At 30.0% G+C, this 13,828-nt stretch carries 12 protein-coding genes; 4 read left to right on the forward strand and 8 right to left on the reverse strand.

Annotated elements, in window-relative coordinates; genetic code table 11:
• Window positions 1-3 precede the first annotated feature (3 nt).
• A complete protein-coding gene (locus tag JAO71_RS02010; protein ID WP_116823827.1) occupies window positions 4-1,236 on the forward strand; it encodes a murein hydrolase activator EnvC family protein in 1,233 nt (410 codons plus the stop codon).
• A gap of 65 nt (window positions 1,237-1,301) precedes the next feature.
• Here the strand turns inward: JAO71_RS02010 and JAO71_RS02015 are convergent, their stop codons facing one another.
• Window positions 1,302-1,811 carry an acyl-CoA thioesterase gene (locus JAO71_RS02015; protein ID WP_028288783.1) on the reverse strand — a complete coding sequence of 170 codons (510 nt, stop codon included), beginning with the start codon at window positions 1,809-1,811 and terminating at the stop codon, window positions 1,302-1,304.
• A gap of 133 nt (window positions 1,812-1,944) precedes the next feature.
• The gene (locus tag JAO71_RS02020) at window positions 1,945-2,901 is read right to left on the reverse strand and encodes an HU domain-containing protein (protein ID WP_116823828.1); all 957 of its coding nucleotides are present in this window, start codon (window positions 2,899-2,901) and stop codon (window positions 1,945-1,947) included.
• A gap of 104 nt (window positions 2,902-3,005) precedes the next feature.
• Between JAO71_RS02020 and dprA the strand changes: the two genes are divergently transcribed.
• Entirely contained in the window at window positions 3,006-4,109 is a 1,104-nt protein-coding gene (gene dprA, locus JAO71_RS02025) for a DNA-processing protein DprA (protein WP_202998542.1), read from the forward strand.
• An 8-nt stretch (window positions 4,110-4,117) separates the two neighbouring features.
• On the opposite strand, the gene trpS is transcribed toward dprA, so the two are convergent.
• Complete coding sequence (gene trpS / locus JAO71_RS02030; RefSeq protein ID WP_116823830.1) at window positions 4,118-5,086, reverse strand: tryptophan--tRNA ligase; 969 nt, start codon at window positions 5,084-5,086, stop codon at window positions 4,118-4,120.
• A 78-nt stretch (window positions 5,087-5,164) separates the two neighbouring features.
• Here trpS and JAO71_RS02035 point away from each other — a divergent pair, with 78 nt between their 5' ends.
• Window positions 5,165-5,905, forward strand: coding sequence for a lysophospholipid acyltransferase family protein (locus JAO71_RS02035; protein WP_054852238.1), 741 nt, complete (start codon window positions 5,165-5,167; stop codon window positions 5,903-5,905).
• A 155-nt stretch (window positions 5,906-6,060) separates the two neighbouring features.
• Here the strand turns inward: JAO71_RS02035 and JAO71_RS02040 are convergent, their stop codons facing one another.
• The 5 genes from JAO71_RS02040 to recA form a co-directional block, all read right to left on the reverse strand.
• Window positions 6,061-8,493, reverse strand: a complete 2,433-nt coding sequence (locus JAO71_RS02040; protein ID WP_202998543.1) for an RNA polymerase beta'' subunit family protein — start codon at window positions 8,491-8,493, stop codon at window positions 6,061-6,063.
• A gap of 116 nt (window positions 8,494-8,609) precedes the next feature.
• Entirely contained in the window at window positions 8,610-10,163 is a 1,554-nt protein-coding gene (locus tag JAO71_RS02045; protein ID WP_202998544.1) for a hypothetical protein, read from the reverse strand.
• The gene (locus JAO71_RS02050; protein WP_202998545.1) at window positions 10,163-10,705 is read right to left on the reverse strand and encodes an RNA polymerase sigma factor; all 543 of its coding nucleotides are present in this window, start codon (window positions 10,703-10,705) and stop codon (window positions 10,163-10,165) included. Before JAO71_RS02050 ends, JAO71_RS02045 begins: the two co-directional genes overlap by 1 nt.
• A 31-nt stretch (window positions 10,706-10,736) precedes the next feature.
• Window positions 10,737-11,159 (reverse strand): hypothetical protein, encoded by a 423-nt coding sequence (locus JAO71_RS02055; protein WP_202998546.1) that lies wholly within the window; start codon window positions 11,157-11,159, stop codon window positions 10,737-10,739.
• Window positions 11,160-11,255: 96 nt separating this feature from the next.
• Window positions 11,256-12,260 (reverse strand): recombinase RecA, encoded by a 1,005-nt coding sequence (recA, locus tag JAO71_RS02060; RefSeq protein WP_028288775.1) that lies wholly within the window; start codon window positions 12,258-12,260, stop codon window positions 11,256-11,258.
• A 465-nt stretch (window positions 12,261-12,725) separates the two neighbouring features.
• On the opposite strand from recA, the gene trhO reads away from it, so the two are divergent.
• Window positions 12,726-13,790 carry an oxygen-dependent tRNA uridine(34) hydroxylase TrhO gene (gene trhO / locus JAO71_RS02065; RefSeq protein ID WP_202998547.1) on the forward strand — a complete coding sequence of 355 codons (1,065 nt, stop codon included), beginning with the start codon at window positions 12,726-12,728 and terminating at the stop codon, window positions 13,788-13,790.
• Window positions 13,791-13,828: the final 38 nt, after the last annotated feature.

The raw sequence follows: 13,828 nt of genomic DNA on the forward strand, positions 1-13,828 counted from the left end.
TATATGAAGCTTCGTTTACTACTTTTAAGTATTACTTTTTTAGTGTTGTTGGGCAATACTTCCGCTTTAGCGCAAAAAAATAAAATAGATCAATTAGAAGCTCAGCGTTTAGAGATTAAAAATCAGATTAAACAAATTAATAATTTGTTGTTTAAAAATCAATCTAAACATAAAAGTCAAACCTCTTTAATAGAGGATTTAAATTATAAATTAAATGTTAGACGTAACTTAATTAAAGTAACCAATCAACAAGCTAATTTAATAACTAGGTCTATTAATACTAATCAAAAAAAGATTTCTAATCTTAGAGAAGAATTAGCCATTTTAAAAGATAATTACGCTAAAACTATACGTAATACCTACAAAAATAAAAGTAGTCAAAGTCGCGTCATGTTTTTATTGTCCTCTAATGACTTTAGACAAGCTTATAAGCGTTTACAGTACATGAATCAGTACTCTAAATACCAAAAGCAACAAGGAGAGAATATTAAAGAAAAAGCAGCTAAACTGCAAAGTTTAAATTTAGAATTAAGTAAGCAAAAAGCAGATAAAGACAAACTTATTGCAGAAAATAGAGAAGTACAAAAAGCTTTAGAGGTAGATATGAAACAACATGAGCAAATCATGGCATCTATTAAAAAAGACCTTAAAAAATATACTGCTCAGGTTAAACAAAAGCAAAAAGAAGCTAAAGCAATTGATCGAGAGATTGATAGAATAATCAAGGAAGCTATTGCTAATTCTAATAAAAAAGCTGGTAAAACTAATACCAAAGCTAACTCGTCAACCACATTTGCCTTAACACCCGAAGCTAAACTATTAGCAGCAGATTTTTTAAGTAATAAAGGAAAACTAATCTGGCCAGTCGAAAAAGGTTTGGTTAAGGTAAAGTATGGTATACAACGTCATCCAACAGATGCCTCATTATCTATAAATAGTAGAGGTGTGCGTATTGCTACCGAAGAGAATGCTATTGTAAGAACCGTTTTTAAAGGAGAAGTTTTAAAAATTATTGTTCAAAAACGTGGTAATCCAACAGTTTTAATAAAACATGGTAACTATATAACAGCTTACCATAACCTTAAAAAGATTTATGTAAAAACTGGAGATAAGGTAGCTACTAAACAACAGATTGGTGAAGTGTTTACTGATGGTACTGGTGAAACCCTTTTATGGTTTAGTTTGTATAAAAACAATAGCTCAATAAATCCAGCCGAGTGGATTTATAAAATGTAAAATTTATAACTTTATAAAAAAGAAATAAAATTAAAAACCCACTGTATAAGCAGTGGGTTTTTATATTATTCAAATAATGCTTTTAGTTCAGTAGCATCATTAGGTTTCATTTTTCCTGCTAATACTAAACTTAATTGCTTTCGTCTTAAGGCTGCGTCAAATCTAGATTTTTCTAGATCAGATTCTGGCACTAATTCTGGTACAGTAACAGGTGTTCCTGTTTCGTCTACTGCAACAAAAGTATAAATAGCTTCATTAGCTTTAGATCTGCTTCCAGACTCTCTGTCTTCTACCCAAACATCAATATAAATTTCCATTGAGGTTTTAAATGCTCTTGAAACTTTTGCTTCAACAGTAACAACACTTCCTAAAGGAACTGCTTTATTAAAAGCAACATGATTTACAGATGCTGTTACAACAATACGTCTAGAGTGACGTCGTGCACTAATACTTGCAGCACGATCCATTCTAGCTAGCAATTCGCCACCAAAAAGGTTGTTTAATGGATTAGTTTCACTAGGTAAAACTAAATCTGTTAATATGGTTCTAGAGTCTTCTGCTGTTCTTGAGTTCATGGTTTTTTTCTTTTCAAGCGCAAAGGTAAGCTGATTTAAATATTTTGAGAGTAGATTTTACAATTTATTAAGAATAAAAAAACCTTAAAGCGTTATCTTCTTTAAGGTTTTTATAATCTATTTAGTACTTAGTTTAGTCTATAGCTTTAATAAGCAACCAAGCGTCTTTATTTTGTTCTGCTCTAATGGTGTTTAAAGCTTCAAATGCGTCTTCTCTTGACGTATAACTTGCATAAGCTACTTGGTGTAAACCATGTCTGTTTTTACCAATTTTACGCGCTTTAAATCCTTCGTCTTGTAATTGAGCTACTTTTTTGTCAGAGTTTTTTTCTTCTCTAAAAGCACCAGCAACAATGTGATATTGTCCAGATTGCTTGTTAACTTGTAAAGTTATAGCAGGTAAAGGGTTGTTTATTACAAAGGTTGCTTCTTGGATTTGGCTATCTAATTTTGTGTTAGCTTCTTCTTGCGCTATTTGATTATGTTGGTTTACAGTGTTAAGGTAGTTATTAAAACCTAAACCAGATATTCCTAAAGCAATAACAGCGACAGCAGCATATTTTAAATACGGTTTGCTATTGCGTTCTTCTATAGTTTCAGTTATAGGAATAACTTTTTCAATAGTTTCTTCGGTAATAACCTCAACCTCTTCTTTAGGTTGTATAACGTCTCTTGTGATAGCTGGTGATACAAATTGAGATAATCCAAAAGCATCAGTCAAATAATTGATGTGATAAGATGGACTAAATTCTATTTTACCTTCTTGGTTGTAAACAAGGTCACCAATATTTTCAAAATTTAAAGTTTTACCTTCAGACAAATAAGATCTTAAAGTCCTAACATGTTTTGATAAATTTTGTAATGCAGTTTCAAAAGATATTTTTTCTACATCAGCTATATATCTAGCAAGTAACCCATCATTAGTTTGGATTTGCTCGTTAAAAGCTAAACTTTTTGTAGGTGCATAAAATGCATTAGTACTATCGTGTACTTGTGCAGATTGACGTTGTGTTAAAAAAGAACCAAACTCAGGTACTGTAACACAATCATATCTGTATAATAAATCGCTTATATATTGTTCTAATTGCATAAAACAAAGTTAGAATTTTTTGAAAACCAATAAAATTTAGGGCTAATTATTTATTAACAGATTTAAATTTCTTTTCTTGTAGTTTCAAAATCAGTATAATAAAAATGAACGAAGACCATTTAAAATACACTTTAGCCTTACAACATGTCTCAAAAATAGGTGATACAACCGCAAAAAAGCTAATTAAACAATGTGGAAGTGCTGAAGCAGTTTTTAAAGAGAAAAAAGAAAACCTATTAAAAATTGATGGTATTGGTCAAATTATTTTAAACGAATTATTTCTAACCAATCACCTTGATGCTGCTGAAGATGAGTTGAGATTTATTAAAGATGAAAACATAAAATACCATCATTTTACTGATGATACTTATCCTCAAAATTTAAAACATTGTATTGATAGTCCAATTTTACTATTTGAAAGCGGAAACATAAATTTAAACAATAAACATATTGTAAGTATTGTAGGAGCTAGAAAAATAACGACTTCAGGTATTGCTTTTTGTGAGAAATTAGTCGAAGAATTAGCTATTTACAAACCAATTATAGTTTCTGGTTTTGCTTATGGTACAGATATTACTGCACACAAAGCAGCAGTAAAAAACAACCTACAAACTATTGGTTGTTTAGCACATGGATTAAATCAAATTTATCCAAAGGTCCATAAAAAATATGTTGCTGAGGTTGAAAATAATGGAGGTTTTTTCTCAGATTTTTGGAGTAGTGATAGTTTTGATCGTAATAATTTTTTAAAACGAAACCGTATAATTGCAGGCATAAGCCAAGCCACTATTGTTATTGAGTCTGCCGAAAAAGGCGGTAGTCTGGTTACAGCAGATATTGCAAATTCATATAACAGAGATGTTTTTGCTGTTCCTGGTCGAGTTACAGATAGTCAAAGTGTTGGTTGCAATAATTTAATAAAACAACAAAAAGCACATTTACTATCTACACCATTAGATGTACCTTATATTTTAAATTGGCAATTAGAGGATTTGAAAAAACCAGTAGTACAAAAGCAATTATTTGTGCAGCTTGATGATAACGAAAAAACAATTTATAACTTTTTGAAGCAAAATGACAAGCAATTATTAGACAGTATTGCTATAAATTGCAATATGCCAACTTATAAACTAGCTGGCATATTGCTTAATATGGAATTAAAAGGAGTGGTTAGACCACTACCTGGAAAATTGTTTGAGGTTATTTAGATATTATATTAATATCCAACTTTAGCTCTAACTCTTGCTAATACCTCATTAGCAACTTTTCTAGCTTTTTCGGCTCCTTTCTCTAAAGCTGCATCAACTTCATCAAGGTTAGCCATGTAATGGTTATAGCGTTCACGTTCGGTTTCAAAAGTAGCTAGGATTAATTCAAAAAGCGCTTGTTTAGCATGACCATAACCGTAATTACCGTTTTCGTAATTAGCTTTCATTGTAGCTAGTTGCTCATCATTAGCCAATAATTTATATAAAGCAAAACAGTTACATGTAGACCAATCTTTTGGTTCTTCAAGAGGTGTACTATCTGTAGCAATAGACATAATTTGTTTACGTAATTTTTTTTCTGGTAAAAAAATATTGATCGTATTACCCTTGCTTTTACTCATTTTTGCACCATCAGTTCCAGGAATTAGCATATTGCTTTCTTGAATTTTACCTTGTGGTATAACAAAAGTTTCGCCTAATTTGGCATGAAATCTAGAAGCGACATCACGTGTCATTTCAATATGTTGTAATTGGTCTTTTCCAACAGGTATAATATCTGCGTCATACAATAAAATATCTGCAGCCATTAACATTGGATAAGTAAATAATCCAGCATTAACATCCTCCAAACGGTCTGCTTTATCTTTAAAACTGTGAGCTAACGTTAAACGTTGATACGGAAAAAAACAGCTTAAATACCATGATAACTCTGTACATTGTGGGATATCACTTTGTCTATAAAACACGGTTTTTTCAATATCTAAACCTAATGCAAGCCACGTTGCTGCAGTAGAGTAGGTATTGTTTTTAAGTGTCTCAGCATCTTTGATTTGAGTCAAAGAATGCATGTCTGCAATAAATAAAAACGATTCGTTTTTGTCATCATTAGATAACGCAATTGCAGGACGTAATGCTCCCATGATGTTTCCAAAATGTGGTGTTCCTGTACTTTGTATTCCTGTAAGTATTCTTGACATAATAATAAATCTGTTGTAAAAGCAAAGGTAATTTTTTTAGTAGAATACCTCAATTAATTTAGTTAGTTTTGACAGATAATGATTGTATTTAGATATATTTTTTGGACATTTTACCGTATTTGGTTTTATGTTATGGTTGCTTTACCAATCATAATTTTATTTCCCCTTTTAATTCTTTCTATTTTAAAAGAATCTTGGTATCCCTATTTTTTTAAATTAGCACGCATTTGGGCTAGATTTATATTAATTGGTATGGGTTTACCAACCAAAACAGAATACCAGCAAAAACCTGAAGCCAATAAAAGTTACATGTTTATAGCTAATCATACATCTATGATTGACATTATGTTAATGTTAGTTACTGTTAAAAATCCTTTTGTGTTTGTTGGAAAAGCTGAGTTGTCAAAAATTCCTTTATTTGGTTTTTTCTATAAACGTACTTGTATTTTAGTGGATCGTAGTAGTGCTAAAAGTAGGCAAGCTGTTTTTTTAAGAGCGCAAAGACGACTTAAACAAGGGTTAAGTATTTGTATTTTTCCTGAAGGATTGGTACCTGAAGAGCATGTGCTTTTGGACCAATTTAAAGATGGTGCTTTTAGATTAGCTATTAACCATAAAACACCAATTGTGCCTATTACGTTTGCCGATAATAAAAAACGTTTTTCATATACCTTTTTTAGTGGTGGACCAGGAATTTTAAGAGCTAAAATGCATCAATTTATTCCTACGGAAGGTTTAACTACAGATGATACTAAAGTATTAAACCAACAATCAAGACAAGTTATTTTACAGCAATTACAATTATTCAGTATTCAATAAACTTTGTTTCAGAAATCTCTTCAAAAAATACTTTAAATTCTTTTAAAGCAGATTTTATATTAACTTTAAGAGAAGAATTACCCCTCCAACAGTGTTTTATTAATAGTAAATACTTGAAGAGCTTTTATTCAATTTCATTAGAATTAATTTAGCGTTTAATCTATATTAATTAATTGTGTTTTAGAAATTAACGTGCCAATTTCAGAGGTCCCTTCAACAAATATCTTAAGTTCTTTTTGATAGTAGATTGGGACAGTAATATTGAGGGAAGAGTTAGCTTCTATAGTTATGTTTGGTTGCCAATAAATTGCACCAAATTCTCTAAAAGTTGAATTTGAAAAAGAAGGATATAGAGGTGAATAATACTCTTTTTCTGTTGTAAAACCTACCGGAAGCTTAAGTTTTGTAAGTCTTGTTTTTTTAGAGTAATATTCGTGAGGTGAAAATGTATATATATGTATAACTTGTGCAAAACGACCAGGAACCTTACCATAAAATATCTCTTTTACCATATTTGTGTTTATATTTTCAATTACCCAAATATTAAAAGTTACTTCTTTATCATTTAAATAAACTCTAACTAGTGGTCGATTAAATTTATCGTCATCTACATTAGAAACTGATCCAAGTTCTTCAGAGTCTGGTTCGAGTCCTTCAGAGTCTAATTCGATACCTTCAGATTCTGAGGAAGAATTTTGTTCATCACGTTTTGTGTCAATTCCTTTAGGTGAAAATCCGTTTCCATCATATTGGTAGCCTTTAAAGGTTAAAAATTGAATTATAGTTTCACCGGTAGGATTCATTAAATCCTTCATTTTAATATTTCTTAGCATTGTTACACCACCATAAGGTTTATTGTCCAGTTTTCTTTTATTTCCTGAAAGAATTACTTCATCTAATATTGTTATATCTTTAGATAAATCTCCAAAATTAGATGTCTCTAATTCAATATCCTTGTTAGTTATTAAGTAGTTTTTATTGAATGTGTCCTTTAAATAACTATTGCTATATTGCAAGTAGGGTGTTATTTTATATATGTTATCGTTGATTTTTAAACCAAAATCTACGGTACTATTCTTTTTAATAAATGTGTTTTTTAAAACTAAAGGATTTTGATCGTTACTAATTTCTCTAATTAATTTGTTTGCTTTGGAAAAGATCAATACCGATTGATTAGATTTTATTTTTTTATTAAAAGTTGCTGTAATATCTATACCTGTTTCAAAATCAAAATAACTGTCTGTCGCGTTATTAAAAATATCATCCCAATTATATTTGCTCCAACCTTGAGTTAAAAGCAATAAATCTAAATCCTTATAATTATTATTAAAATAGTATTCTGGGTTTTCTATATGTCCTTTCACATAGGGTTTTAATGCTATCTGTGATTTAATGGTATTAGTCGGTTTGTAAGCTTTAGTTTCTATTGGTAAAAAAGAGGCGCTTAAAAAGAGTTTTTCACTAGAATTGTTTGTTAATGTAGTCGTTATTGAATCACTTTTAATTTTAGAGTTTGATATGTTTAATTGATTTTGAAATTCTTCAAAATCATTAAAGATTAATCTTTCAATAACTGGGATATTATTTTCATTAAAAATTGTTACGATATTTATTCCTTTAGGGAGTTCATTCTTTTTTAAAATTAAAGTATATGTCTTATCGGTATTATTAAAATTAATGTTTTTAAAGCTTCTAGTGTTATGAGTTAGTATCCTATATTTTTTATTTTTAAGCTTTGTTAAAGAGACATCATTTGTCAAAATGTTTAAAATATAATAATCGTCAATAACATTAGTGTTAAGTGTTATACCTATTAACTCTGGTAAATTAGTTTTTTTGTGTATCACTGTTCCATTAGTTAATGTTGCTTCAAAAGTGTAAATTTCATTTTCTTTTGTAAAGAAACTTACACTTCCTAAGCCTAAATGATTAGTATTAAATTGGCCAATAACTGTTCCTGACCTATTTTTAATTTTTCCTTTAGATATTTTTACCCCTCTATTATTAACATCTTTGATTAATATTCCAATGTTGTTGATTGTATTAGAAATTAGGTGACCACCTTCTGGGAAAATTTTAAATTCATAGAACTTTTTTTCGTTAATTGAAATTTTATTGTCTCTTTCTCGATCCGATAGGACTGTTATTTTTTGAATGAATGAATGATCTTCATTAAAATTTTTCATCCAATTTGTAGAGGCTTTTAGGTAATATGCATTTTTTGTAAATGTAGAATCTATAAGTATATTTCCATGTCCAATACCGTTTTTAATATGAATTAGGTGTTGTTCTTTTTGTTTTCCATTTTCATCAAAAATAGAAACATAAAGGTTAGAGGTGGTTTTATGGAGTGTATTAGAATTTTGTTCTGTAACGTAGGCTTGAAACCAAATTTCTTCACCTTTTATGAAGGTAGTCTTATTTAAATGAAGATAAGGTAGTTCTCGGGTGTCTTGAAAATAATTTGTATATAAACTGTCTATATTTTGCGCTTTTAATGGTGTTGAAAATAACGTTATTAAAAATAAAGTGATTGATGTTTTTTTTATTAAAAGTTTATTAACTAGCTGCAAGAGTATAATGAACATTATAGCGTTTTATTGTTTGATAATTATTGTTTTGTTATGTAAATATATAAAAAAAAGCTACCCTTGGCACAGAGTAGCTTGATATAAAAATCACCTAATAAAAGGTCACTTAAAAATTAAAATTTATAATTTAACCCAGTGTACACACCAATAATGTAAGGGTTAAAGTTTCCAGAAGTATCACTAAATGCATTGAGTTGATACTTAAAAGTAGGTTCGATATTTAAAATTACAGATTTAGAAAAATTGTAATTTAACCCTAACCCAAAATTAGCACTAAAACTTAAATCGTTAATATTGTTGGCTTGTCCAATTTCGGTTTTAAAACCATCATACTCTGACACCAATGCATTATCATCTAGTACAAACGAGCTAAACCCACCAATAATATTTAAATTAAATTTTTTATTTATTACAGCATATTCAACCTCTACAGGAATTTCAAAATAAGAAATACGTTGACTTAAAGCTACATTTTTTAACAGTCCAATATTTGTGGTTTCTAACACAAGATTACTACTACTAATAATGTTCATCGTATGATTGTTAATTGCGTTAAAATTTACGTTACGCATTTCTTTAGGGTTAGGTATAGTACTTACGTTTTCGTAGACAATAACATTATCTGTATCATAACTTAAATCAAGTCGGTTAACACCAGATCTAAGTGTAAGTTTATCATTAAGTGCATAGCCAACTTTTACACCATAGCTTGTGTTAATTTCACCAGATTTATTATTAGTATTAAACTCTTCCGCAATGTGAGACCCTTCACCAAATGTATTATAGTATACAGGAGCTACATTGGCATTAATCTTCCATTTTTTGCTGTTTTCCGTAGTGTCTTTAATGTCCTCTTCCGACACTTCGTTTTTAGCAATAGCGTCCTCTATGTTTTCTTTATCATTAATGGACTTTTCTTCTGCTGTTTTATTTTCAGCAAGTAGAACGGTGTTGTTAGGTTTATTTTTGTTTTCAGTTTTATTTACAAAAAATGTATTGACCGTATTAGATTGCTTTTTTATATTGTTTTCTGCAACTGTGTTTCTTTTATCTTTAGAAGAAATCGAGCGATTTGTGTTAAAGCTATTTTTTTTGTTTTTTATTGAAGCGATACTATTCGACACTTTGTTTTTTGTATAGCTTGTTGCTTTGTTTTTAATTGAAGCTATTGTTTTTTTAGAGTTGTTTTTATTTACTAAGTTACTGTTGTTAGTGCTTTTTGTTTCAGAAGTAGTTTTGTTAGATACGATATTTGTATTTGTTTTGTTTTTGAAAGTGTTTGTTACCGTTGATGTTTGACTTGTCTTAGGTGTTGTAACTACAGGTTTTGAGCTAGGTATTAAGACTGATTTATCTTTAGTCTCAGAGTTGGGTGATTGTGGTGTTAAGTTATTTTTAGTCGGATTATCACCATTTGTATTAACGACATTAGGTGTGTTTAATTGATCTTTAGTATTGAAAATGGTTTGACCTAAAAACAATAGCAATACAAACGAAGCAGCAACACCTGCAACTTTTAGCCATATAGGTAAAATTAAAACGGTTCTGTCATTGTCTTTTTCTTTTAACTTAGATTGAATTTGCTGCCAGTTTTTAGGGTCTGGTTTAGCTTCAAAATCTTTAAATTTTTCTTGAAAAAGACGGTCTATGTTCTTTTTGTTACTCATTATAATGATTGAGCGTTTAAACTCTTTTTATAGTCTAATATTTTTTCTTTTAACAATTTTCTTGCTCTAGCTAAATTAGATTTTGTTGTTCCTGTTGTAATAGCTAATGCTTGGGCTATTTCTTTGTGAGAGTAGCCATCTAGTGCGTAAAGGTTAAATACCAATCGGTATCTATCTGGTAACTCTTGTATGCATTGCAATAAAAAATCGATGTCAACTTCGTCATCATCAATTTCTATTGTGTCATCTATTAAAGCATCTTCGTTTACAATGTCAAATACCTTTTGATTTCTGTAACGTTGTAAGGCAATATTTATGGTGATTCGTTTTAACCAACCTTCAAAACTGCCTTTGTTTTTATATTGCTTTATTTTGTCAAATATGGTTAAAAAAGCATCTTGTAAATTATCTTCAGCTTCGGCATAACTTCTTGAATACTTCAAGCTTACTGAGAATAACTTGCTTGAAAAAAGCTGATATAACTCACTTTGGGCTTTGGTATCATTAGATTTACATTTATGTATGAGTTGGTCTAAACTCAATTTATATAAAGGTATTAATTAATGAAAATGCTTAGTCAACAACTTCAATTTCATAGGTCATATACGTCCCATCAGTTCCTGTGTTTACTGCTGGTTCGTCCTCTCTTAAAAATTTAAATACATGTACTCCAGTTTCTGAAGCAGTAAAATTAAAAGAAGCTTCCACTTCTTCATCAAGTATGCTACAGTTGTCGGTTGTAATTACCGAGTTTAAAATAGCTATTTTACTGGTGTTACCTTCTACATCATAAAAAATATCTTGAAAAAAATAACAACTTGTAGGTCTAATATATGTTAAATCTATTTGGTAGGTTTGTCCAACTTGGAAATACTCTGGCATGGTCACACTTTCAATAGGTAAGACTTCTACATAAGCAGTTAAGTTTGGGTTGCTATCATCAAGACTACAAGATAAATTTAACAGTATAAGTAAGCCAAAAAATATTTTTTTCATTTTTAAAATAAACTATAGTTTTTTTAATAGATGCAGATTTTGACAAAAGGTTGCGTCTTAAACCAAAAAAATCCCGATATAATCGGGATTTTAATATTAAACGCTTTCTTTAATAGCTGTTTTAATTTTTTGTTCCAGCTCATCAAATAGTTCTGGATTATCTTTTATAATTAGTTTTACAGCATCACGACCTTGTCCTAATTTTGTGTCTTGATAACTAAACCAAGATCCACTTTTCTTAACAATTTCTTTTTCTACTGCCACATCTAATATTTCACCTACTTTACTAACACCTTCACCATACATGATATCAAACTCAGCCATTCTAAAAGGAGGTGCAACTTTGTTTTTCACCACTTTTACTCTGGTTTTGTTACCTAAAACAGATCCATTACTGTCTTTTATTTGTGTAGATCGTCTTATATCTAACCTAACAGAAGCGTAAAATTTTAATGCATTTCCTCCAGTTGTTGTTTCTGGGTTACCAAACATGACACCAATTTTTTCACGTAATTGGTTAATAAATATTACTGTACAATTAGTTTTGCTAATAGAGGCTGTTAATTTTCTTAAAGCTTGTGACATTAATCTAGCGTGTAATCCCATTTTAGAATCTCCCATTTCTCCTTCAATTTCACTTTTAGGAGTTAATGCTGCTACAGAATCCACAACAACTATATCAATAGCACCAGATCTAATTAAATTATCAGCAATTTCTAAAGCTTGCTCACCATTATCTGGTTGAGATATAATAAGGTTGTCAATATCAACACCTAATTTTTCAGCATAAAATCTATCAAAAGCATGTTCTGCATCAATAAAAGCTGCAATACCACCTGCTTTTTGCGCCTCTGCAATAGCGTGAAGCGTTAAAGTTGTTTTACCAGAAGATTCTGGTCCATAAATCTCTACGACTCTACCTCTAGGGTATCCACCAACACCTAAAGCGATATCTAAACCTAAAGATCCAGAAGGGATAGCTTCTACATCAACAACTGCAGCATCACTCATTTTCATTACGGTTCCTTTACCATAAGCTTTATCTAGCTTATCTAGTGTTAATTGCAGTGCTTTAAGTTTAGCGTCTTTTTCTTTACTCATACGTCAATTTTTATTAAAATAATTCTATGCTAAAATACTACTTTTTTAAATAATTTTAATTTTCTCACGCAACCTTTTTAAAGTTTTTGCATCTACTTATTGAAGTGGAAAAGATAAGCTATGAAAAAGAAAATTTAATCTGCTTTTTGAAATGTTTAATCCTTTTAAAATTAAAGGTATGAAATATTTAAAAAAAATAGTGTTTATTAAATCATTAGGCGTTTCAGTTACTGTTTTACTCAATAGTAGCTGTAAAGCCGATGGAGGTTAACTCAATAATATTTTTTTAATTAAATTTAAAATATATTAACGAGTTAGTCTATTAAAAGTCCTTTGCAAAGCGCAAGGGACTTTTTTTTAATAAATATTAAACACAATTAGATTTACACCACTTCAACTTTGTTAATTAATTTAAAATAATACCTTTGCACAAACTTTTTAATAACACTTAAAACTAGGTATAGCATGCAACTGTACAACAAATTAAGCGCTAACGAAAGAGCAGAACTTATAGAAAAAGCTGGAAAATATCGTTTAACACTATCTTTTTATCAGTATGCTCAGATTAGCAATCCACAACAATTAAGAGATCAATTATTTATTAAATGGGACAGTTTAGATGTCTTAGGTCGTATTTATGTCGCTACTGAAGGGATTAATGCACAATTATCACTTCCAGCAGATCAATTTGAAGCTTTTAAAAACCATTTAGATGGTATCAGTTTTTTAAAAGACGTAAGGCTAAACATTGCAGTTGAGCAAGACAACATGTCTTTTTTAAAGCTTAAAGTAAAAGTCCGAGAAAAAATAGTAGCAGACGGACTTAATGATGATACTTTTGACGTCACTAACAAAGGTGTGCATTTGTCAGCAAAAGATTTTAATGATATGCTATCCAATCCAAATACAGTTTGTGTGGATATGCGTAATCATTATGAAAGTGAAATTGGTCATTTTGATGGAGCTGTAACACCAGATGTTGACACTTTTAGAGAGTCTTTAGATATTATTGAAGCCGATTTACGTGAACATAAAGAAGAAAAAAATCTACTAATGTATTGTACTGGAGGAATCCGTTGCGAAAAAGCAAGTGCTTATTACAAGCATAAAGGTTTTAAAAATGTTTACCAGTTAGAAGGTGGAATTATTGAATACACAAGACAGGTTAATGAAGAAGGTATTGAAAACAAGTTTATAGGTAAAAACTTTGTTTTTGACGAGCGTAGATCAGAAAAAATAAGCGATCACGTGATTGCAAAATGTCACCAATGTGGTACCTCATGCGACACACACGTTAATTGCGCCAACGATGCTTGTCATTTATTATTCATACAATGTGAAACTTGTAAAACCGAAATGGATAATTGCTGCTCAACAGCCTGTAAAGAAATACATGCATTACCATTTGAAGAGCAAAAAGCATTACGTAAAGGACAAGGTAACAGTAATGATATCTTTAAAAAAGGTCGTGCAGACCACTTACCATACAAAAAAGATTTACGTAACATTTTTGAGACATTCAAAAAATAAATGCAAGTCATTAATTATTAAAAAGCGTGATAAATTTT

The organism is Olleya sediminilitoris (assembly GCF_016785945.1).
Classification (GTDB): domain Bacteria; phylum Bacteroidota; class Bacteroidia; order Flavobacteriales; family Flavobacteriaceae; genus Olleya; species Olleya sediminilitoris.